This window comes from Pinisolibacter sp. (assembly GCF_036782435.1).
In the GTDB taxonomy this organism is placed as follows: domain Bacteria; phylum Pseudomonadota; class Alphaproteobacteria; order Rhizobiales; family Ancalomicrobiaceae; genus CALBKH01.
In genome coordinates, this window is record NZ_DAIPZB010000022.1 from 1 (window position 1) to 22,496 (window position 22,496).

Here is a 22,496-nt window from a genome sequence, read left to right on the forward strand (position 1 = left end):
AGGGCGCTTCTCTCGTCGGGCTCGCCCGACGAGAGCCCGAAAACGAAACGGGGCGCCCAGAGGGCGCCCCGAAGCGATTGCCGTGATCCGTGGATCGATCAGCAGGAGTAGTACATCTCGTACTCGACCGGATGCGGGGTCATCTCGTAGCGCATCAGCTCTTCCCACTTGAGCTCGATGTAGCTGTCGATGAAGTCCGGATCGAAGACGCCGCCGGCGGTGAGGAAGGCGTTGTCCTTCTTCAGGCTCTCGAGAGCCTCGCGCAGCGAGCCCGACACGGTCGGGATCTTCTTGAGCTCCTTCGGCGGCAGGTCGTAGAGGTTCTTGTCCATCGCCGAACCCGGATGGATCTTGTTGATGATGCCGTCGAGGCCGGCCATCAGCATCGCCGAGTAGGCGAGGTAGGGGTTGGCGGTCGGATCCGGGAAGCGGACCTCGATGCGCTTGGCCTTCGGCGAGTTGCCCCACGGAATACGGACCGAAGCCGAACGGTTGCGGGCCGAGTAGGCGAGGAGCACCGGCGCCTCGTAGCCCGGGACCAGACGCTTGTAGGAGTTGGTCGACGGGTTGGTGAAGGCGTTGAGCGCCTTGGCGTGCTTCAGGATGCCGCCGATGTAGTAGAGGCAGGTCTCGGAGAGATCGGCGTACTGGTTGCCGGCGAAGGTCGGCTTGCCGTCCTTCCAGATCGACTGGTGGACGTGCATGCCCGAGCCGTTGTCACCGAAGACCGGCTTCGGCATGAAGGTCGCGGTCTTGCCGTAGGCCTGGGCGACCTGATGGATCGCGTACTTGTAGATCTGCAGGTGGTCGGCGACGCGGGTGAGCGGGGCGAACTTGATGCCGAGCTCGTGCTGGGCCGAAGCGACCTCGTGATGGTGCTTCTCGACCGAGACGCCCATCTTGGCCATCATGGCGAGCATCTCGCCGCGGATGTCCTGGCACGAGTCGAGCGGCGGGACGGGGAAGTAGCCGCCCTTGGTCTTGACGTGGTGGCCGAGGTTGCCGCCCTCGTACTCGGTGTCGGTGTTGGTCGGCAGCTCCGGATCGTCGACCTGGAAGCCGGTCTTGTACGGGGTGGCCGAGTACTTGACGTCGGAGAAGATGAAGAACTCGGCTTCGGGGCCGAAGTAGGCGACGTCGCCGATGCCGGTCGACTTCAGGTACATCTCCGCCTTCTTGGCGATACCGCGCGGATCGCGGCCGTAACGCTCACCCGAGGGCTCGAGGATGTCGCAGACGATGACCAGAGTGGTCTGCGCGAAGAACGGGTCGATGAAGGCGGTCTCCGGGTCCGGGATGAGGACCATGTCGGACTCGTTGATGGCCTTCCAGCCGGCGATCGACGAACCGTCGAACATCGTGCCGTCGGCGAAGATGTCCTCGTCCACGAGCGACACGTCGAAGGTGACGTGCTGCCACTTGCCGCGCGGATCGGTGAAGCGGAAATCGACGTACTTGACGTCCTGCTCCTTGATGAGAGCGAGAACGTCCTTCGCGGTCTTCGTCATGGGAAATTTCCCTTTCGTGGTGTGTGCTCGGGTCCGAGTGCCGGCCGGTGCGCGTCCGCTTGCCGGGTGGAGGAAGATGAGACGGGGGGAGGATCTAGCTCGTCGCTCAGATCGCGTCGAGTCCCGTTTCACCGGTACGGATTCGCACCGCTTCTTCGACGTTGGAAACGAAGATCTTGCCGTCGCCGATCCGCCCGGTCTGGGCGGCCTTGCGGATCGCGTCGACGGCTTTCTCCACCGTCTCGTCCGGCAGAACGATCTCGACCTTCACCTTGGGAAGGAAGTCCACGACGTATTCCGCACCGCGGTACAGTTCCGTGTGACCCTTCTGCCGGCCGAAGCCCTTCGCCTCGGTGACGGTGATGCCCTGGAGGCCGACCTCCTGGAGCGCTTCCTTCACCTCGTCGAGCTTGAACGGCTTGATGATCGCCTCGATCTTCTTCATCGCGTTCCGATACTCCGAAGAAATGTGTGGGATCGGTCGAAAAACCGACCCGCGCCTGTCGTTAGCACACCCCGTGCCACACGCCGATGCTCCGGCCGGCTTCCCGATCGGGCGGAGATTGTAGGGCTTTTCTCGCGTGCAGCGCAGCGTCGAGAACTTACGATGCAGGACAATGTTTGGGCAATTGAAAATTTTTTGTGCAGTTGCGCTGCACAAAATGCCATCCGCTCGGTCACTTCCCCCTGGTCGTGACGGGTGCGAACGCGTGGGGCGGCGACCGGGCGGCGGCGGCGGGCTGGAGCCGCGCCGCGGAATGACGCATATCTTGGCCGAACCGAGTGGAGAGAGCCGGACGTGATCGAACTCCTCACCCCTGCGGAGATGGGCCGCGCCGATCGTCTGACCATCGAGGCGGGAACCCCGGGCATCCGCTTGATGGAGGCGGCCGGGCGCGCCGTCGCCGACGCGGTCGGCCACCGCTTCGCCGTCGGCACGCGGGTCGTGGTGCTGTGCGGTCCGGGCAACAACGGCGGCGACGGCTTCGTCGCGGCGCGGATCCTGCGCGAACGCGGCTACGTCGTGTCGCTCCTGCTCTTCGGCGACCGCGACCGGCTCGCCGGCGACGCGCGCGCCGCGGCGGAACGATGGCCGGGGGCGGTGGATGCGGCGAGCGCCGCCGGGGTGGCGCGCGAATTGCCGAAATGCGGGGTGGTGGTCGACGCGCTCTACGGCGCCGGCCTGTCGCGGCCGCTCGACGGCGAAGCGCGAGCGATCGTCGAGGCGGTGAACGCGACACGTCGTCGGGTGATCGCCGTCGATCTGCCGTCCGGCATCGACGGCGCCACCGGGCGGGTGATGGGGGCGGCGGTGCGCGCCGAACTCTCGGTCACCTTCTTCCGCATGAAGCCGGGACATCTCCTGCTGCCGGGTCGGCTCCATTGCGGCAAGGTGATCACCGCCGACATCGGTATCCGGCCGTGGGTGCTGAAGGAGATCGCGCCGAAGACCTCGCGCGACGCGCCGGAGGGGTGGCGCGACCATCTCCACGCCCCGGGGCTCGGCGATCACAAATACAGCCGCGGCCATGCGGTCGTGGTGTCCGGTCCGATGACCCGCACCGGCGCAGCGCGGATGGCGGCGGATGCGGCGCTCAGGGCCGGTGCCGGGCTCGTCACGTTGGCCTCGCCGCCGGATGCGCTGGTCGTCAACGCCGCGCATCTGACCGCCGTCATGCTCGCCCGCATGGACGGGGCGGCAGGTCTCGCCGAGATCCTGGCCGATGCGCGCAAGAACGCCGTCGTCCTCGGCCCGGCGCTCGGGGTGGGCGAGGGCACCGCCGCTCTCGTCGCCGCCGCGGCGGCGAGCCCGGCCGCGGTCGTCCTCGACGCCGACGCCCTGACGACGATCGCCGCCGATCCGACCGCGAGTTTCGCGGCGATCGCCGGACGCGCCGCCCCGGTGGTGCTCACCCCGCACGAGGGTGAATTCGCCCGGCTCTTCCCCGATCTCGATCCGCGCGCCGGCGGTGCGGATCTCGCCAAGACCGAGCGGGCGGCGCGGGCGGCGGCGCGCTCCGGCGCGGTCGTCGTCCTGAAGGGGGCCGACACGGTGATCGCCGCCCCCGACGGCCGCGTCGCCATCGCCGACAATGCGCCGGCCGATCTCGCCACCGCCGGCTCCGGCGACGTCCTCGCCGGGATCGTCGGCGGTCTCCTCGCCCGCGGCCTGCCCGGTTTCGACGCGGCCTCGGCGGCGGTGTGGTTGCACGGCGAATGCGGCCGCCGCGCCGGCGCGGGCCTGATCGCCGAAGATCTCGCCCGCCACCTCGCTCCCACCCTCGCCGACCTCTACGAGGCGGAACGGCGGCGCGGTTGGGAGACGGCGGACGAGGACGGCGAAGACGACGAGATGGGCGTCGGCGGAACGGATTGAAATAGCGGATTGTGCAGCCGTGTAATTACACGCGAGAGTATTGCGTTCCTCCGTGCCATACCGGATCGTGTCCTCGGCCCGAGTTGAGCCGGAGGAGTAGGTCACATGGCACGGGGGAGTGGAGTTTCGGCCGCCGCGGTCGCGGCGGTGTTGTCGTCCGGATTGGTCGGTTGCGGGGCGATCCCGGGGTCGGAGACTCGTTACGGACCCGCCCAGACGTTGGATACCACCGACGTCGAGACGGAGACGAAGCGACAATCGGACGTCATGCAGGCTTTCGCGGCGGGGGCCGGATACAAGAACGCGGACAAGAATAACGATATCGCTCCGATTCACGACCCGCGTTGGTACGACGTGACGCTCGCCGGCTACAATTACGTCGACGAGAAGTGCGACGCCTATCTGCGCCAACTCTTCATCCTCGATCGCGAGAAGACGCGCGCGAAGGACAGTATCGTTCAGGTCGACAAACTCACCGGGGCGATCCTCGGCGCATCGGGCGCTGCGCCGGCGTCGATCCAGATCGTGGCGCAGGCGTTCGGCTTCGGCTCGACGATGACCACGATCATGGCCGACAGCTATCTCTATTCGGTGCCGCTGCCGACGCTGTTCACCACCGAGGAGCGGCTGCGCAAGGTCTATCGAGACGAGGCTGCCGCCAATCGTGCCGCGATCGACAACCGAGCCGCCGCCTATCAGAGCGTCCGCGGTTATCTCGCGCTGTGTTTCCCGCAGACGATCGAGTCCAAGGTGATCGGTGCGGTGGCGGCGGCGACGGTCACGCCGAGTGACGGCAAGAGCGGCGACACGCCGAAGAAGAACGGCGCCATGCCGCCGAAGAAGGGAGCGTCGAGCTCCATTCTCCTACAGATGAACGCGAAGTGACCGCGAACAGGGCGGTAGCCTCGGTCGGGGAGACGTGGTCGGGGCGACCGATCGAGTTCGCCCGGGCGCGCCGTCGCGTGTCTCAGCGGGTGGGCGGGGCGGGGGCGATGCGCCGGCGGCCGAGGATCACGACCGCGATGCCGCCGAGAACGGCGATCGACGCCGCGGCGAGACGGAGGGCCGCCGGCTCGCCGAGGAGGAACACCGCGAGGATCGCCGCGATCGGTGGCACCGAGAGTTGCACGGTCGCGGCGATCGAGGCGGTGAGCGAGGGGAGAGCCGCGTACCAGATGGCGTAGCCGAGGCCCGATGCGAGCGCGCCGGAGGCCAGCGCCCAGACCACGCCGGCGGGATCGAGGGATCTCGTTCCCGAAGCGAACAACGCGACGAGAAGGGCGAAGGGAACGGCGCGCAGGAAGTTCCCGGCGGTCGCGGCGAGCGGATCCGCGACGCCGCGCCCGCGCAGCGAGTAGACGCCCCAGGCGATGCCGGCGAGCGCCATCATCGCGGCGGCGAGCGGGTCGGGCGCGCCGAGGCCGGGCAGTACGAGCACGACGAGACCGCCGACCGCGACGAGGAGCCCGAACGACTGGATCGGGCGGAAGCGTTCGCCGGCGGCGAAGGCCCGGCCGATCATCGTCGCCTGGACCGCGGCGAACAGAACCAGTGCGCCTGTCCCGGCCGGCAGCGTCAGATAGGCGAAGGAGAAGAAGATCGCGTAGGCGAAGAGGGCGAGGGCGGAGAGCCAGCTTCCGGCCCTCGTCGGCGATCCGCCGCGCAGGCCGACGATCACCGCCAGAACCAGGGCGCCGGAGGCGATGCGGATCGCGGTGAAGCTCGCGGCATCGATGGTGGTATCGCGCAGAGCGAGGCGGCACAGCAGCGAATTGCCGGCGAAGGCGATCATCGCGGCGCTCGTGAGAGCGGCGATCCGGAATGTCGTCATGCCCGTCCGGCCGAGGCCGCCCCCTCTTCGTCCCTCGTCCGACGAGCGACATCACCGGTGTCGCGCTCTGTCAACCGTGCGCCGCAGGAGAAAGCGGACGGCGCGAGCTTCGGTCCGGTCACGCGGTCACTTGCAATGCCCACATGCTTCGCGCTACCTCCGAGGCCGTGCGGGTGTGGTGGAACTGGTAGACACAACGGATTTAGGTTCCGTCGGCGCAAGCCTTGGGGGTTCGAGTCCCTTCACCCGCACCACTCCTTGCCCTTCGCCGCGTACTCGTGGCCACGGTCGGCCCTCGGCCCCGGGGCCGGCCCGGCTCGCCGTTCGATGCGGCGGGATCGACGACGTGCGCCGTGTTCGTCGACACGATGACGTGATCGCGTGCTCCGACACGGAATGCTTGTATTCATGGCGCACTCGTTCGACACTCACCGGGGTCATATCGCCGGGGGGCTCGTCATGAGTGTGCGATCTGGACGTCCGTCGTCTGTCGGGATCTTTCTTCTGCTGGCCGCGCTGCAGGGCGCGACCGTCGGGGTCGCATTCGCCGCCGACATCGAATGGTCGGTTCGAAATCGGTTTCCCTTTCTTCGCCACGAAGAGGATTTCCGGCGGCTCGAGGCGGGCCACATGCAGGCCGGGGAGGGCGGCCGCGACGCGTTCGTCGGTGTTCTCGAAGCCGAGCATCGGCTGTCGAAGGGCGTCGAAGGGGCGAACTGGGCGCGCTCGCTGACGTCGACGGCGAATGGTCGCGTCTGTTTCGATCAGGGCCGGAGCAACGGCTACGGCGGCCTCGTCGAGAAATGCGTCCTCCATTTCGACGGCGAGAAGCCCTACGAGACGACCTACGTCAATCCGATCAGCCATCTCGTCGCATTCCAACTGAATGGTTCGGCGGACGAGCTGGCCGGGGCGCGATGCGAGTGGACCTTCGGGTCGCGTGAGGTGGAGCCCTTCACCGGGCCCTGTGACGCGCGGTTCAGCCGGCGCATCCCGCGCAAGATCGACCGCGCCGACGGCAGCCGGGTGATCGCTCCGACCGGCGTCTCCGTGAAGATCTCGCGGGCGGGTGCCGAGGATCGCGTCGTCGGGAGCGAGGTCGCGGTCCGCGACCTCATGATCGTCGGCATGGGCGATTCCATCGCCTCGGGCGAGGGCAATCCCGACAGGCCGGTCCAACTCTCCCAGAAAGGGTTCTGCTTCCGGCGGTTCCTCACCGGTGGCGCGGACGATTTCAATCGGCCGAGCCGGGCCGGGGTCTCGGAGACCGGCATCGCGCGAGCCTGCCCTCCGGACGACGAGCCGACCGGAGATCCGATCGCCGAACGCGAAGCCTGGGATGCGACCGGCGCCGATTGGTTGTGGCGGCGCTGCCATCGCTCGATGTTCGGCTACCAGATGCGCAGCGCGCTCGCCGTGGCGATCCGCAACCGCCACGCTTCGGTGACCTATGTTCCGCTCGGCTGTTCGGGTGCGGAGATTCGGGCCGGGGTGCTCGACATCCAGGATGCCCGCGAGAAGAAGCGTCGCCGCGGCTGGAGCGACGGCGGCACCGTCGATTCCCAGCGCAACGTCATCTCGCAACTCCTGAACATCGGGTCTCGGCGCAATCGTGTGCGAGAGGTCGATGCGGTCCTTCTCACGATCGGTGCGAACGACGTCGGCTTCTCGGGTCTGGTCGCGGACGTGTTGTTGGACCCCGCCGCCAAGGAGCGCGGGGTAATGGGCTCGACGATCGTCGAGCCGGCCACGGCGCGCAAGGCGATCGTCGACAAGCTGAGGTCCGATTTCGTCGAACTCCGCGCCTTCCTGCACTTGGTCGTCGGCCCAGACCTCTCCAAGGTCGTCTACACCGCCTACGCCAACCCGGCTCTGAAGGGCATCGACGCGTCCGGACGACCCGTCGCCTGCGGATCGGGACGACAGGGCGTCGACGTCCATCCGGCCTTCTCCGTCGACGGCACGAAGCTCGCCGAGACGGCGAAGTTCGTGGACGGCGAATTCATTCCGGCGCTCGAGACTCTGGCGACCTGCCGGAAGGTGAGCGGATCTCCGGTTCCGGTGAATTGCGACGATGCCGAAAAGGATCGCATGACCTTCGTCGCCGAACATCGCGCCGCCTTCGCCACGCACGGGTTCTGCGCCACGGCGGCCAGCGATCCGGCGTTCGATCGCGACTGCTTCCGCGCATCGGGCGACAGTTTCGACGACACGAACCAGTCGAAGCCGCTGCGTTGCGACCGAGACCCGGACGCTTTCCGCACCTACGCCGAGCGAACCCGCTGGATCCGCACGCCCAACGACGCCTATTTCGCGGCGATGACCTATCCCTTCCGCAGGTCGAAGGCGCAACAGCCGTCCGATCTGCACGCCGGGCTGTGGGGCGTGTTGACCGGCGTCTACGGCGGCGCCATCCATCCGACCGCGGAGGGACACGCCGCGATGGCCGACGCGGTCGTTCCCAAGCTCGAGGGCGTGTTGAACCTCGGTCGATGAGGGGCTCGGCCGGGTCGTCCTCGGCCCGGCTCGGGCGAGCGTCGCGGCAGGGTGACGCGGGCCCCGATCGACCGTGCTCGGTGGTGCGTGAACGAAGTCTTAACCGAAACAGGGTTCGCTCGAAGGGGCGTTTCGTGCCTCGATTCGTTGGCGGGCGGATTTCTCATGCACACATCACAGGTAGAAATCGCCGACCCGGGCGTCTCGTCGGAGGTGTCCGTTCTCTTCGATCTCGCGCCGGTGTCGCTGTGGCTCGAGGACTATTCGGGCGTGAAGGCGCAGCTGGAGATGTGGCGCGCCGAAGGCGTCGAGGACCTGCGCGCCCATCTCCTCGCCGATCTCGACCGCGTCCGCGCCTGCACGGCGCTGATCCGGGTGGTCGAGGTCAATCGCCGGACCCTCGATCTCTACGAGGCGCCGGACCGGATCCGCCTCTATGCCGGGCTCGATCGCGTCTTCCGCGGAGAAATGCTCGCCGGGCACGTCGAGGAACTGATGCAGCTGTGGGAGGGCAGGGGCGGTTTCCGCGGTCAGGGCGTCAACTACACGCTCTGCGGACGCCGGCTCGACGTTCTCGTGAGCGGCAACGTGCTGCCCGGCTCCGAGACCGACTGGGCTCGCGTTCTCGTCGCGGTCGACGACGTCAGCGAGCGGGAGGCGGCGCGCCGGGCGCTGACCGCCAGCGACGCCCATGCCCGCGGCCTCTTCGATCATTCGCCGGTGTCGCTGTGGGTGGAGGACTTCTCCTCGGTCAAGCGGCTGGTCGACGAGGTGAGACACTGCGGCATCGAGGATTTCCGCACCTTCACCGACGTCCATCCCGAATTCGTCGAGCGCTGCATGAGCGAGATCCGGGTCCTCGACGTCAACCACGAGACGTTGCGGATCTTCTGCGCCGCCGATCGCGCCGTGCTTCTCAAGCGCAAGCACGAGATCTTCCGCGACCGCATGCGCCAGCCGTTCCGCGAACAGCTCGTCGACCTGTGGAACGGCAAGCTGATGCAGCGGCGTGAGGTGATCAACTATTCGCTCGAGGGCGACGAGCTGCATTTTCTCATGCAGTTCTCGGTGCTGCCCGGCCACGAGGACGACTGGGCCCAGGTCCAGGTGGCGTTGACCGACATCACGGCGCGCAAGAAGGCGGAGGCCTACCTGGAATTCCTCGGCAAGCACGACGTGCTCACCAAGCTGCACAACCGCTCCTTCTACGTCGACGAGATCGATCGCCTGCAACGCGGCGGCCCGGCGCCGGTGACCATCGTGCTGGCCGATCTCAACGGCCTGAAGGAGGTCAACGACGGCTTCGGCCACGCCGCAGGCGATCATGTGTTGCGCCGCGCCGGCGAGATCCTCGCCTCGGCGGCGACGGCGCCGGCGAAAGCCGCCCGGATCGGCGGCGACGAATTCGCCGTGATCCTGCCGGCGACCGACGAGCGCGGCGGGCAGGCGATGATCGACAACATCCGCAAGCTCAGCGAACTCAACAACCAGTTCTACGGCGGCGTGCCGATCAGCTTCGCCCTCGGCGTGGCCACGGCGCGGTCGGGCGAACGGCTCGAAGAGGTCGCCAAGCGCGCCGACGCCGACATGTACGAGGACAAGCGGCTCTACTACGCCGGTCGCGGCGGTTGATCCGCGCCGCAGGCCGGACGGGCCTTCCGGCGCGACGCCGGCGCGGACCCGATCAAGGGGACGAGGGGCCGGCGAGGCCCTTCTGCCAGCCGGCGATCGCGTCGACCGGATGGATCAGCTGGATCACGTTGAGGGTGAGGTTGTCGCGGATCGTCACCGCGGTGAAGATCTCGAAGGCGAGGGCGAGAGCGACGGTGCCGCGCGCCGGCAGGACGCGGGCGAGGGCGAAGCCGATCGCCGCCATCACCGTGTCGGACAGCGAATTGATCACGCTGTCGCCGGAATAGCCCTGGGCGAGCGCCTGCATCCGGTAGCGGTCGATCACCATCGGCGAATTCTCGACGAGTTCCCAACCGACCTCGAGGCCGAGCGCGATCGCCAGCCTCGACACGATCGACGCCCGCGGCAGGGCGAAGCGGGTCGCCGCGTAGAAGATCATCCCGTGGATGACGTGGCTGAAGGAATACCAGTCGGTGAGCTGTTGAGAGTTCTCCGGGCCGAGCACGTCGCCCACCCAGAGTCGGACCACGCCGCAGGCGCACAGCGTCGGTTGGCCCATGGCATGGAGCACCAGCCCCTGCAGCGTCAGCGCGGCGGCGAGGACCGCGGCGACGGCGAGGAGAGGGCGGAGGGTGGCGGTCGACGTCACGCGCGGTTCGTCCCGGATCGAGGGGTTTCGCGACCGCCGGAGACGGCCGTGCGGCGACGGTGGAGCAGGCGGGCCGGCGTGGCAAGTGCGGTGGCGGCGGCGGCCGCGACGGTCCCCGACATTCCGCTTGTCGGCGACGCGGCGGCGTGCCTATCGTGGCGCCGCCCGTACGGCGCGCGCGGGATGCCCGGCCCGGTCGGGCGAGGGAAGTGGGTGCGGCGTCCCCGCCGGGGCGAGGATCTCGGGAACATGGTGTCGATCACCTCGGTGTGGCGCGGACGGCGCGGCATGGATCGCCGGGCTCGCGACGCCGCGTCCGGACCTGCCGTTCGAGGTGGCTTCGCATGAGCCGCGCCGCCAACGCCGTCGATTTCTGGCGGGGCTTCGCCCTGATCGAGATCTTCGTCAATCACATCCCCGGCAATTTCTACGAGCACTTCACTCACAAAGCGCTGTCCCAGTCGGATTCGGCCGAACTCTTCGTGTTCCTCGCCGGGTGGTCGCTCACCCATGTCGTCGGGCCGCCCGACGATCCGCGCCCGACGCCGCGCCTGATCGGTCGCCTGTTGTTGCGCGCCGGCAAGCTCTACGCCGCCCACATGGTCATCGTCATGATGGCGATCGCCATGTTGGCGGTCTCGGCGCGATGGCTCGACAACCCGCTGATCCTCGAATGGTTCAACGCGGCCTCGGTGTTCTACGATCCCGTCGACACCCACGTCGGGCTGGTGCTGCTCACCCATCAGCTCGGCTATTTCGACATCCTGCCGCTCTACGTGGTGTTGTTGACGGCCTCGCCCGGCATCGCGCTGATCCATCGGCGATGGCCGAACGCGCTGTTGCCGCTCTCCTTCGCCCTGTGGCTCGGCGCGCTGGTCACCGAGACCACCTTCCGCACCTGGCCCTCGGAAGGCGAGTGGTTCTTCAACCCCTTGTGCTGGCAGTTCGATTTCGTCCTCGGCTTCCTGCTGGCGCGGGGGACTGGTCCCGGCGGCCGGGTCCGCCGCCATCTCGCCACGCTGCGCTGGGTCGCGATCCCGTTGGTCGTCGTCGCGGCGGTGTTGCGGGTGAAGGGGATCGCGGTCGATCCGACGCGGGTCCCCGAGCCGCATCTGCTGTTCGTCGACGCCAAGAGCTTCCTGAGCCCGTTGCGGCTCGTCCAGTTCCTGATGCTGGTGACGGCGCTGTCCGGCCTCTATCCCCACATCGCCCGCTGGGCCGGTCCGCTCGCGGGTGCGCTTTCCCTCCTCGGACGCAATTCGCTGCTGGTCTTCTGCATCGGCTCGATCCTGAGCCTCGCCGGACAGATCGGCCGCTTCGCGGCGCGCGGTGGTCTCGTCTTCGATACGGTCTTCGTCCTGGCCGGCATCGCGGTTCTGTTCATGGCGGCCCGAGCCGCGGACTGGTGGGAGCGTGCGCGATGAGAACATTGGTTCCGATCCTGGTGGTTCTCGTCGCGCTGATCGCCGGGGCGTCGACCCCGCGTGCGGCCGAGGAGAGCGCGCCGGCGATGGCGCCGATCCCGCCCGAATGCGTCGCCCCCGATGCCGAGGTCGCTTCTGTCGCGCCGCTGCCCGCCATCGCCAAGGCCCTGAGCGAACGGAAGAAAGTGGTGGCGTTGGCGATCGGCGGATCGGCGCTCGGCGTCGGTCGCAAGGGCGGCGACTACTTCGCGCTGGTCGAGACCTTCCTCGAGCAGACGTTCAAGGGGCTCGACGTCGTCATCGTCCAGCGCGGCGTCTCCGGCGAGTTGGCGCGCGACGCCGCCGAGCGCATCAAACTCGAGACGGCGCGCAGCGGGCCCGACGTCGTCTTCTGGCAGGTCGGGACCGCCGACGCGCTCGCCGGTGTCGACCCGCAAGAATTCGGCCAGACCCTGCGTGACACGATCGGCTGGCTGCGCGAGCACGATGTGGACACGGTGCTGATCGGATTGCATTATTCGCGCGCCCTCGCCCGCGATCCGCACTATCAGGCGGTGCGTGGCAAGGTCGTGGAGGTGGCGAAGACCGAGAACGTGCTGCGGATCAGCCGCTACGAGGTGATGGAGACGCTGGCCAAGATCCAGCAGAGCGCGCGACTGCCCGAGACCGACACGGAACTCACGGCGACGAGCTACAATTGCATGGCGGAATACCTCGCACGCTCTCTGGCGACCGGCATCTTCGGTCGCGCCAAGATCACGCCGCCGGCGCGGTCGCCGGACAAGCGGTGAGGCGCGAGGAGCGGGAAGGGCGAGATCGAACGTCGGCGAAAGATCGGCGGATCCGGAGGGAACGATGCGGAAGGATCGGTTGTTCGGAAGTGGGAAGTCGGGGAAGACGATGTCGATCGCGAGCGCACTTCTCGTCGCGGTCACCACGTTCCTGATGGCGACGGCGAGCGCGCGCGCCGAAATGCTCGCCAAGGGGCCGACCTGTTCGGCGCCCGCCTCTCTCCTGCGCCTGCAACGGCCGTTGCCGCATGTCGCGGCGCGTCTGGCCGACGGTGGTCCGCTCAAGATCCTCGCCTTCGGATCGTCGTCGACCCTCGGGTTCGGTGCGTCGACGCCCGAAACGACGTATCCGGCGCGCCTCCAGAGCGAACTGCGCCGCCGCCATCCGAAGAATGCGATCACCGTGGTGAACCGCGGCGTCAACGGCAACGAGACGCGCGAGATGATGCTGCGGTTCGAGATCGACGTGCTCGACGAGAAGCCCGATCTGGTCATCTGGCAGGCCGGGACCAACACGCTGCTCAACGGCCACGACATGTGGCCGGTGTTCCTCGACGTCCGCTCCGGGATCCGGCGGCTGCGCGCCCAAGGGGCCGACGTGCTGCTGATGAACCCGCAGTATTCGCCGCGGGTCCTCGCCCGGCCGGATCACCTGGCGATGAACGATCTGGTCGAGGTGATCGGGCGCGAGCTCGACGTCGACGTCTTCGATCGCTTCTCCATCATGCGCAACTGGGCCGAGGGCCAGCGCTATCCGATGGACACCTTCATCACCGCCGACGGCCTGCACATGAACGATTGGGCCTACGACTGCATCGCCAATCTCCTCGCCGACCTGCTCGACAAGGCGTCCGCCGGCTCGGTCGCCGCGAAGTGATCCCCTCGCGGCGACGGAATGCCGACGCTGCGACACCGTCCCGTGTCGGGTGGCGCAGTCGGGATGGGCGAAAACCGTCGTGCGAGCCGAAGAACCGGGGCCGTCACGCGTCTGGGACGTCGCCGTCGTCGAAGACGCCGCCCGACGGCCCGAACCTTCGGCTCGAGACCGTCGATACCGTCGCACAAGCGCGCCGGACCGCTTTTTTCCCTTGTCCTTCCGTCTCCCCACGCTTATGAAGCCCCACCACGGCGGGTTCGGACTCGTGGCCGTGCGCATGCGCGCGTCGTCCGCCCGTTTCCGCGACACAACGATTTCATCCAGGACGTCGATCCCATGCAGGTGACCGAAACCCTTTCCGAGGGCCTCAAGCGCGAACTCTCCATCACCGTGCCGATGGCCGACCTCGTCGATCGTCTCGACAAGCGTCTGGTGGAGCTCAAGGATACCGTCCGCATCAACGGCTTCCGCCCCGGCAAGGTGCCGACCGCTCACCTCAAGCGTCTCGTCGGCGCCCAGGAGATGGCCAAGATCGTCGACTCCGTCATCGGCGAGGCGATCCGCGACGTGGTCGAGGGCCGCAAGGAGCGCCCGGCGCTGAACCCCGACGTGGCGCTGGCCGAGGGCTGCGACGCGGAGAAGGTGGTGGCCGGTGAGGCCGACCTCGTCTTCAACGCCTCCTACGAACTGCTGCCGACCTTCGAGATCCTGGACTGGACCGCGATCGAGATCGAGCGCCCGGTGGTGACCGTCTCCGACGACGAGGTCAAGGAGCGCATCGACCAGCTCGCCGAGGGCAACCGTCCGTTCACCGACCGCGCCAAGACCGCCAAGGCGAAGAAGGGCGACAAGGTCAAGATCGACTTCGTCGGCACCATCGACGGCGTCGCCTTCGAGGGTGGTTCGGCCGACGACGTCGACCTCGTCCTCGGCTCGGGCCAGTTCATCCCCGGCTTCGAGGATCAGCTGATCGGCCACAAGACCGGCGACGACGTCACCGTCAAGGTCGCCTTCCCGGCCGACTACGGCGCGGCTCACCTCGCCGGCAAGGACGCCGAATTCGCCTGCAAGGTGAAGAGCGTCGCCTCGCCGGGCGACCTCGTGGTCGACGACGAGTGGGCCAAGGGCCTCGGTCTCGAGAGCCTCGAGAAGCTCCAGGAGATCGTGAAGGAGCAGATCGCGTCGCAGTACGCCGGCGCCACCCGCGCCAAGGTGAAGCGCGCGCTCCTCGACAAGCTCGACGAGCAGTACACCTTCGAGCTGCCCTCCAAGCTCGTCGAAGGCGAGTTCGAGAACATCTGGGCCCAGGCTCAGCAGGAACTCGCTCAGACCGGCAAGAGCTTCGCCGACGAGGGCACCACCGAGGACGAGGCCAAGGCCGACTATCGCAAGATCGCCGAGCGTCGCGTCCGCCTCGGTCTGGTTCTCTCCGAGGTCGGCGAGAAGCGTGAGATCAAGGTCACCGACGAGGAAGTGTCGCGTGCCATGATCGAGCGGGCTCGCCAGTTCCCGGGTCAGGAGAAGCAGGTGTTCGACTACTTCCGTTCGAACGCCATGGCGCTCGCCTCGCTGCGCGCCCCGATCTTCGAGGAGAAGGTCGTCGACCTGATCGTCTCCGAGGCCAAGGTCTCCGACAAGGAAGTGACCAAGGAAGAGCTGCTGAAGGAAGACGAGGAGGCGTGATCGAACGCCGATTCGAACGTCCTTCTCGCAGACGTGATCCGATGTGCGGCCCGCCTCTCCGGCGGGCCGTCGTCGTCAGGGGGCGAGGCTCACCATCATGGATCGCCAAGGCGTTGGTCGCAAAGGCGAATTCGTGGCGCCGGAAGCGCGTTGACGATATCGGTCGGTCGTCGGGGCGACGTCGCCCGCGCCCCTTCCTTCTCCGACCCCCAAGCTATATGTATCGAAAAACACGGGTTCGCCCGCGATCGCTCCGTCTCCCGGCGCGGTCGAGGCGGATCGAAGACGCCGCTCGCGACGCTCGTCGCCGAGACGGGTTGGTTCGAAGAACGTTCAGGTGAGCCGATGCAGGATCCGGTCGAGACCTACATGAGCATGCTGGTGCCGATGGTGGTGGAGACCACCAACCGCGGCGAGCGTGCCTACGACATCTATTCGCGGCTCCTCAAGGAACGCATCATCTTCATCACCGGGCCGGTCGAGGACTACATGGCCACGCTGGTCTGCGCCCAGCTGCTGTTCCTCGAAGCCGAGAACCCGAACAAGGAAATCGCCATGTACATCAACTCGCCGGGCGGTTCCGTCACGGCGGGTCTGGCGATCTACGACACGATGCAGTTCATCAAGCCGGCGGTGTCGACGCTGTGCATCGGTCAGGCGGCCTCGATGGGCTCGCTGCTCTTGTGCGCCGGCGAGAAGGGCTCGCGCTTCTGCCTGCCCAACTCGCGCGTCATGGTGCACCAGCCCTCGGCCGGTTTCCGCGGTCAGGCGACCGACATCGCCATCCGCGCCCAGGAGATCCTGTCGCTGAAGCAGCGCCTCAACGAGATCTACGTCACCCACACCGGGCAGACGCTGGAGGCGATCCACGAGGCGCTGGAACGCGACAACTTCATGACCGCCGAAGGCGCCAAATCCTTCGGTCTGGTCGACGACGTCATCACCTCGCGCTCGGCGCTCGAGGCGGCGGCGGGTTGATTTCGCGGGCGTCCGGACCCATGTTCGGAGCTTCGTGACGAAAAGTGCGCATCGCTCGCGCGGTGTGACGGGTCGATGACGGGGCGTCGCGGAGACGACGGCCCGCTTCGGCGGATGGAATGGCGCGGTCACTCCTCGTGGGAGGATGCCCGACCGACGACGGATGAGATGTGAGCGGCGCCGCCGCACGAGGGACGCGATCGACCGTTAAGACGGCTTTGATCATTGCCCCCTAGCATCGATCGGTCGAAGGGGAGGCGGATTCGCACGGCTCCGGCCACGGGCAAGGTGGCGGGACCGCGTGGGGCAGGGAAGGCGTCGGCGACGCCGGACGCGCTCCGCGAGAGGGCCGCGAATACGAGGTCGACGATGAGCAAAGTCACCGGAAGCGACACCAAGAACACTCTCTACTGCTCGTTCTGCGGCAAGTCGCAACACGAAGTCAGGAAACTCATCGCCGGACCGACGGTGTTCATCTGCGATGAATGCGTCGAGCTGTGCATGGACATCATCCGCGAGGAGAACAAGTCTTCGCTGGTGAAGTCGCGCGACGGCATCCCGACGCCCCGCGAGATCCGCAAGGTGCTCGACGACTACGTCATCGGCCAGGATCACGCCAAGAAGGTGCTGTCGGTCGCCGTCCACAATCACTACAAGCGGCTGAACCACGCCTCGAAGAACAACGACGTCGAGCTGGCGAAGTCGAACGTCCTGCTGATCGGTCCGACCGGCACGGGTAAGACGCTGCTGGCCCAGACGCTCGCCCGTATCCTCGACGTGCCGTTCACCATGTCCGACGCGACGACGCTGACCGAGGCCGGTTACGTCGGCGAGGATGTCGAGAACATCATCCTCAAGCTGCTGCAGTCGGCCGACTACAACGTCGAGCGGGCGCAGCGCGGCATCGTCTACATCGACGAGGTCGACAAGATCAGCCGCAAGTCCGACAACCCGTCGATCACCCGCGACGTGTCGGGCGAGGGCGTCCAGCAGGCGCTCCTCAAGATCATGGAAGGCACGGTCGCTTCGGTCCCGCCGCAGGGCGGCCGCAAGCATCCGCAGCAGGAGTTCCTGCAGGTCGACACGACGAACATCCTGTTCATCGTCGGCGGCGCCTTCGCCGGCCTCGACCGCATCATCTCGGATCGCGGTCGCGGCACCTCGATCGGCTTCAAGGCCAAGGTCCAGGCCCCGGAAGACCGCCGCACCGGTGCGATCTTCCGCGAGGTCGAGCCCGAGGATCTGGTCAAGTTCGGCCTGATCCCCGAGTTCATCGGCCGTCTGCCGATCATCGCGACGCTGGAGGACCTCGACGAGGCCGCGCTGGTCGAGATCCTGACCGCGCCGAAGAACGCGCTCGCCCGCCAGTATCAGCGGCTCTTCGAGATGGAGGGCGTCGAGCTCGTCTTCCACGAGGACGCGCTGAAGGCGATCGCCCGCAAGGCGATCGAGCGCAAGACCGGCGCGCGCGGCCTGCGTTCGATCCTCGAGGGTATCCTGCTCGAGACCATGTTCGAGCTGCCCGGCCTCAAGGGCGTCAAGGAGATCGTGATCTCGCCCGAGGTCGTGACCGGCAACGCCCGTCCGCTCTACACCTACGAGGACGAGGCGGAGGCGGCCACTTCGGCCTGATCCGGGCCTTCGCCGATCGATTTTCGCGGCCGCCCACCGTTCGTTCGGTTCGGGCGGCCGTATCGTTTTCGGGGCGCGGCCGAGTCCGCGACGTCGGAGCTTCCCATGACCCCAGAGAGCCCGCGTGCCACCGTGAAGGACCCGGCCTATCTGGCCTTCCTGGAGGAGCGGTTGCCGCTGCTCGCGCGTCACAGGGTTCCCTGGTGGCGTCGGTCGTGGCGCAGCAAACACGACACCCTGCGTTACTGCCTCGGGCGGGTGCCCATCGATCCGAACGGACTGATCGCCGAATTCGGAGTCTATCAGGGCACCACCATCCGGATGATGGCGCGCCGTTTCCCGGACCGGCAGATCTACGGTTTCGATTCCTTCGAGGGCTTTCCTGAAGACGGCCGCAAGGATTGGCGCCAGGACTTCTCGACCGGCGGACGCCTACCCGAGGTTCCGGCCAACGTCGTCCTATCGAAGGGGTTCTTCGAGGACACGCTCCCCGACTTCGTCGCGGCGCATGCCGGTGAGCATCTGGCGTTGCTCCACATCGATTGCGACCTCTATTCCTCGACGCGCACCGTCTTTCGGCATTGCGCGCCGATGATCCGGCCCGGATGCGTCGTCGTCTTCGACGAGCTTCTCCACTATCCCGAATGTCTGGACAACGAGATCGCCGCTTTCTGGGAGTTCCTGCGCGACAGCGGCGCCGATTTCGAGTGGGTGGCGACGGGAGGTGGGGTTCTGCCGGTCTCCGAATACCTCGCGCCGTCGCCGCGGACGCGGGCCTTCATGAACGGCATGGCCGGTCCGCGGGCCGCAGGTTACGACCCGGCGGTGGCCGTGCGCATCATCGCTCCGCGGTGAAAGCAGGGGGCGACTCGGTCGACGTCTTCGCGGCACGAGGACGGCTCCGCGGAGCGTTCGAAGCCGTCCGGGATCGCTCCGACGCTCGGTGTTTTCCGCAGATCGGCGGATTTCCGCGCTCTCGGAGGCGGCACTCGAGTGTGATGGGCGTCACCTTGACTCGGGGGGGGCCGGTAGCCACCTAATGGGAGAACGAGACGGTCATGTGAGATCTCGTCGTCATGCCCTCGAGGGGGTGATCGACGGGAGGCTCGGCCGGTCGCGGCGCTGAGGAGGGATCACCATCCCTTTCGGCGCCGGGTCCGGGGACGGTCGCGATCCGACGCCGCCCCGGGGCAAATGTCTCGCACGGGATCCACGGCGACGAGGCGAGAGAGGACTATTGAATGACCGTCGAGAACCTGCCGGAAGTGACCGATACGCCGCGCGACGACATCTTCGCCGTCCTGCCGCTGCGTGACATCGTCGTCTTCCCCCACATGATCGTGCCCCTGTTCGTCGGCCGCGAGAAGTCGATCCGCGCCCTCGAGCAGGTGATGAAGGCCGACAAGCAGATCCTGCTGGCGACCCAGAAGAACGCCGCCGACGACGACCCGTCGACCGATCAGATCTATCGCATCGGCACGCTGGCGAGCGTTCTCCAGCTCCTGAAGCTGCCCGACGGTACCGTCAAGGTGCTGGTCGAGGGCGCGTCGCGCGCCGAGGTCGTCGAATTCGTCGAGAACTCCGACATCTTCGAGGCGCGCGCCCGCGTCGTCGCCGAAGAGGTCGGGCCGCAGGTCGAGATGGAGGCGCTCGCCCGCTCGGTCGTCTCCGAGTTCGAGAACTACGTCAAGCTGAACAAGAAGGTGTCGCCGGAGGTCCTCGGCACGGTGACCCAGATCACCGACCACTCCAAGCTGGCCGACACCGTCGCCTCGCATCTCGCGGTGAAGATCCCCGAGAAGCAGGAGCTGCTCGCCATCACCTCGGTCGGCGCGCGGCTCGAGAAGGTACTCGGATTCATGGAGAGCGAGATCTCGGTCCTCCAGGTCGAGAAGCGCATCCGCTCGCGCGTCAAGCGCCAGATGGAGAAGACCCAGCGCGAGTACTACCTCAACGAGCAGATCAAGGCGATCCAGAAGGAACTGGGCGACAACGAGGAGGGCCGCGACGAGCTGGCCGAACTCGAGGAGCGCATCGCCAAGACCAAGCTGTCGAAGGAAGCCCGCGAAAAGGCGACCGGCGAGCTGAAGAAGCTGCGCCAGATGTCGCCGATGTCGGCGGAAGCGACCGTCGTGCGCAACTACCTCGACTGGCTGCTCGGCATCCCGTGGTCGAAGAAGTCGAAGCTGAAGCAGGATCTGGTCAACGCCCAGGAGGTGCTCGATCACGACCACTACGGCCTCGACAAGGTCAAGGAACGCATCGTCGAGTATCTCGCGGTGCAGGCCCGCGCCAACAAGCTGAAGGGCCCGATCCTCTGCCTCGTCGGTCCTCCGGGCGTCGGCAAGACCTCGCTCGGCAAGTCCATCGCCAAGGCGACGGGTCGCGAGTTCGTGCGCGTGTCGCTCGGCGGCGTTCGTGACGAGGCCGAGATCCGCGGTCACCGCCGCACCTACATCGGCTCGATGCCCGGCAAGGTCGTCCAGTCGATGCGCAAGGCGAAGAAGTCCAACCCGCTCTTCCTGCTCGACGAGATCGACAAGATGGGCATGGACTTCCGTGGCGATCCGTCCTCGGCGCTGCTCGAGGTGCTCGATCCGGAGCAGAACTCCACCTTCATGGACCACTATCTGGAGGTCGAATACGACCTGTCGGACGTGATGTTCGTGACCACGGCGAACACGCTGAACATCCCGGCGCCGCTGATGGACCGCATGGAGATCATCCGCATCGCCGGCTACACCGAGGACGAGAAGGTCGAGATCGCCCACCGTCACCTGCTCCCCAAGACCATGAAGGATCATGGTCTGAAGGAAGGCGAATACGCCGTCTCCGACGAGGCGCTGCGCGAGGTGATCCGCACCTACACGCGGGAAGCCGGCGTGCGCAATCTCGAGCGCGAACTCGCCACCCTCGCCCGCAAGGCGACCAAGGACCTGGTGCTGAAGAAGACCGACAAGGTCGACGTCGACGCCGCCAAGCTCGAATCCTACCTCGGCGTGCCGCGCTTCCGTCATTCGGAGGCGGAGGCCGAGGATCAGGTCGGCTGCGTCACCGGTCTCGCCTGGACCGAGGTCGGCGGTGAGCTCCTCACCATCGAAGCGGTCACCATGCCGGGCAAGGGCCGCATGACGGTCACCGGCAACCTGCGCGACGTGATGAAGGAATCGATCTCGGCGGCGGCGTCCTACGTCCGCTCGCGCGCCCTCGATTTCGGCATCGAACCGCCGCTCTTCGAGAAGCGCGACGTGCACGTCCACGTGCCCGAGGGCGCCACCCCGAAGGACGGCCCGTCCGCCGGTACGGCGATGGCGACCACCATCGTCTCGGTGCTGACCGGCATCCCGGTGCGTCACGACGTGGCGATGACCGGCGAGGTGACGTTGCGTGGCCGCGTCCTGCCGATCGGTGGTCTCAAGGAGAAACTGCTCGCGGCGTTGCGCGGCGGCATCAAGAAGGTGCTGATCCCGGCGGAGAACGCCAAGGATCTCGCCGAGATCCCCGAGAACGTGAAGAGCGGTCTCGAGATCGTGCCGGTCAGCCGGATGGACGAAGTGCTCGGCCACGCGCTCACCCGCATGCCGGAACGCATCGAATGGGAGGAGCCGGCTTCGAAGCCGGCCTCGGCCTCCGACGACGAAGCGGCGGGCGTCACGGCCCACTGATACCGGGCGGATGAAGTTCCGACCTGTTCGGAACTTCATCCGCGAAGGCTAGCCCGAACGGGCGTCGGCCGGTCAGGCCGTAACTCACGAAATTCGGACGAGTCCGGATTTCGTGAACTCGGTATGAGCCCGATTCGACACATTGGAAAAGTTGACGAAGGCCCCGCGGGAGACGATCCCGCGGGGCCTTCGGCGTCTCGGATCGCCGCTTTGTGAACAGACGGAGAGAGATTTTTCGCTTTTCGGTCGAAAATCGCCTCGAGGCTGCGAAAAAAGCCTTGCGGAGCGCCGGTTTTCGGGGCTTCTGGCGCTGTCCGGTCGCGGTCTTCGGGTGCTTCGTCACCGGGAACGCGCGGAACGCCCATTCCGGCGTGGCGAGGGGAAGAGCCGTCCGAAACTCGCCCTCGATGTCACGTCCGGCAGTACCCCGGTGGCCTCGCCGAGCTGCCGCCATGCCCAGAACCGAAGGAAGCACAAGATGAACAAGAACGACCTGATCGCCGAAGTGGCTGCCAAGACCGGTCAGACCAAGGTTGCGGCCGGTGAGGCCGTCGAGGCCACCTTCGACGCGATCACGGCCGCCCTCGCCAAGGGCGACGACGTGAAGATCGCCGGCTTCGGCAACTTCGTCGTCTCCACCCGCGCCGCCTCCGAGGGCCGCAACCCGCGCACCGGCGAGACCATCGCGATCCCCGCCCAGAAGGCCGCCAAGTTCCGCGCCGGCAAGGCGCTCAAGGATGCCGTCAACGGCTGACGCGTCGGGACCGGTCCCATACCGGTTCCTCGAACGCCTCGGACGACGCACCCTGTGAAAGCACGAACGATCCGGCGGCCCACGCCGGATCGTTTTCTATTTCGCGTCCGCGCCATCGATCGTGCTCCGCCGGCGCATCGCGTCGCTGTTTCGCCGTCAGGACCGCCGGAGCGCTCCGCGCACGGTCTCGCGCCCTTTC

General features: G+C 67.1%; 17 protein-coding genes and 1 tRNA gene. 14 read left to right on the plus strand and 4 right to left on the minus strand.

The genetic code is table 11. From position 1 onward, the window contains the following. Positions 1–98: 98 nt before the first annotated feature. Together glnA and V7Q42_RS11095 are read right to left on the minus strand one after the other, a co-directional pair. Entirely contained in the window at positions 99–1,508 is a 1,410-nt protein-coding gene (glnA, locus tag V7Q42_RS11090) for a type I glutamate--ammonia ligase (protein WP_333824124.1), read from the minus strand. A 106-nt stretch (positions 1,509–1,614) separates the two neighbouring features. Beyond that, positions 1,615–1,953, minus strand: coding sequence for a P-II family nitrogen regulator (locus V7Q42_RS11095; protein ID WP_217926929.1), 339 nt, complete (start codon positions 1,951–1,953; stop codon positions 1,615–1,617). 357 nt (positions 1,954–2,310) lie between these two features. On the opposite strand from V7Q42_RS11095, the gene V7Q42_RS11100 reads away from it, so the two are divergent. Beyond that, positions 2,311–3,885 carry an NAD(P)H-hydrate dehydratase gene (locus V7Q42_RS11100; protein WP_333824193.1) on the plus strand — a complete coding sequence of 525 codons (1,575 nt, stop codon included), beginning with the start codon at positions 2,311–2,313 and terminating at the stop codon, positions 3,883–3,885. A 267-nt stretch (positions 3,886–4,152) separates the two neighbouring features. Then, positions 4,153–4,770: a hypothetical protein gene (locus V7Q42_RS11105; RefSeq protein ID WP_333824125.1), complete on the plus strand. Its 618-nt coding sequence runs from the start codon at positions 4,153–4,155 to the stop codon at positions 4,768–4,770. An 82-nt stretch (positions 4,771–4,852) separates the two neighbouring features. On the opposite strand, the gene V7Q42_RS11110 is transcribed toward V7Q42_RS11105, so the two are convergent. Beyond that, positions 4,853–5,677, minus strand: a complete 825-nt coding sequence (locus V7Q42_RS11110; protein ID WP_333824126.1) for a DMT family transporter — start codon at positions 5,675–5,677, stop codon at positions 4,853–4,855. Positions 5,678–5,885: 208 nt separating this feature from the next. On the opposite strand from V7Q42_RS11110, the gene V7Q42_RS11115 reads away from it, so the two are divergent. The 3 genes from V7Q42_RS11115 to V7Q42_RS11125 all read left to right on the plus strand — a co-directional run bounded on the left by V7Q42_RS11115 (position 5,886) and on the right by V7Q42_RS11125 (position 9,844). Further along, positions 5,886–5,970, plus strand: a tRNA-Leu gene (locus tag V7Q42_RS11115). 376 nt (positions 5,971–6,346) lie between these two features. Next, on the plus strand, positions 6,347–8,212 hold the full coding sequence (locus tag V7Q42_RS11120; protein ID WP_333824127.1) for a hypothetical protein: 1,866 nt from the start codon (positions 6,347–6,349) through the stop codon (positions 8,210–8,212). A gap of 165 nt (positions 8,213–8,377) precedes the next feature. Next, positions 8,378–9,844: a sensor domain-containing diguanylate cyclase gene (locus V7Q42_RS11125; protein WP_333824128.1), complete on the plus strand. Its 1,467-nt coding sequence runs from the start codon at positions 8,378–8,380 to the stop codon at positions 9,842–9,844. 52 nt (positions 9,845–9,896) lie between these two features. On the opposite strand, the gene V7Q42_RS11130 is transcribed toward V7Q42_RS11125, so the two are convergent. Next, a complete protein-coding gene (locus V7Q42_RS11130; protein WP_333824129.1) occupies positions 9,897–10,493 on the minus strand; it encodes a DUF2585 domain-containing protein in 597 nt (198 codons plus the stop codon). Between the two features lie 344 nt (positions 10,494–10,837). Between V7Q42_RS11130 and V7Q42_RS11135 the strand changes: the two genes are divergently transcribed. The 9 genes from V7Q42_RS11135 to V7Q42_RS11175 all read left to right on the plus strand — a co-directional run bounded on the left by V7Q42_RS11135 (position 10,838) and on the right by V7Q42_RS11175 (position 22,297). After that, a complete protein-coding gene (locus V7Q42_RS11135; RefSeq protein WP_333824130.1) occupies positions 10,838–11,917 on the plus strand; it encodes an OpgC family protein in 1,080 nt (359 codons plus the stop codon). Then, entirely contained in the window at positions 11,914–12,708 is a 795-nt protein-coding gene (locus V7Q42_RS11140) for an SGNH/GDSL hydrolase family protein (RefSeq protein WP_333824131.1), read from the plus strand. Before V7Q42_RS11135 ends, V7Q42_RS11140 begins: the two co-directional genes overlap by 4 nt. Positions 12,709–12,817: 109 nt before the next feature. After that, a complete protein-coding gene (locus tag V7Q42_RS11145) occupies positions 12,818–13,585 on the plus strand; it encodes an SGNH/GDSL hydrolase family protein (RefSeq protein WP_333824132.1) in 768 nt (255 codons plus the stop codon). Positions 13,586–13,921: 336 nt separating this feature from the next. Further along, entirely contained in the window at positions 13,922–15,268 is a 1,347-nt protein-coding gene (gene tig, locus V7Q42_RS11150) for a trigger factor (protein ID WP_333824133.1), read from the plus strand. 345 nt (positions 15,269–15,613) lie between these two features. Next, positions 15,614–16,246 carry an ATP-dependent Clp endopeptidase proteolytic subunit ClpP gene (gene clpP / locus V7Q42_RS11155; protein WP_333824134.1) on the plus strand — a complete coding sequence of 211 codons (633 nt, stop codon included), beginning with the start codon at positions 15,614–15,616 and terminating at the stop codon, positions 16,244–16,246. Between the two features lie 369 nt (positions 16,247–16,615). After that, positions 16,616–17,878, plus strand: coding sequence for an ATP-dependent Clp protease ATP-binding subunit ClpX (gene clpX / locus V7Q42_RS11160; RefSeq protein WP_333824135.1), 1,263 nt, complete (start codon positions 16,616–16,618; stop codon positions 17,876–17,878). Positions 17,879–17,983: 105 nt separating this feature from the next. Further along, positions 17,984–18,733 (plus strand): TylF/MycF/NovP-related O-methyltransferase, encoded by a 750-nt coding sequence (locus V7Q42_RS11165; RefSeq protein WP_333824136.1) that lies wholly within the window; start codon positions 17,984–17,986, stop codon positions 18,731–18,733. Between the two features lie 386 nt (positions 18,734–19,119). Then, positions 19,120–21,543 (plus strand): endopeptidase La, encoded by a 2,424-nt coding sequence (gene lon, locus V7Q42_RS11170; RefSeq protein WP_333824137.1) that lies wholly within the window; start codon positions 19,120–19,122, stop codon positions 21,541–21,543. A 430-nt stretch (positions 21,544–21,973) separates the two neighbouring features. Further along, the gene (locus V7Q42_RS11175) at positions 21,974–22,297 is read left to right on the plus strand and encodes an HU family DNA-binding protein (protein WP_333824138.1); all 324 of its coding nucleotides are present in this window, start codon (positions 21,974–21,976) and stop codon (positions 22,295–22,297) included. Positions 22,298–22,496: the final 199 nt, after the last annotated feature.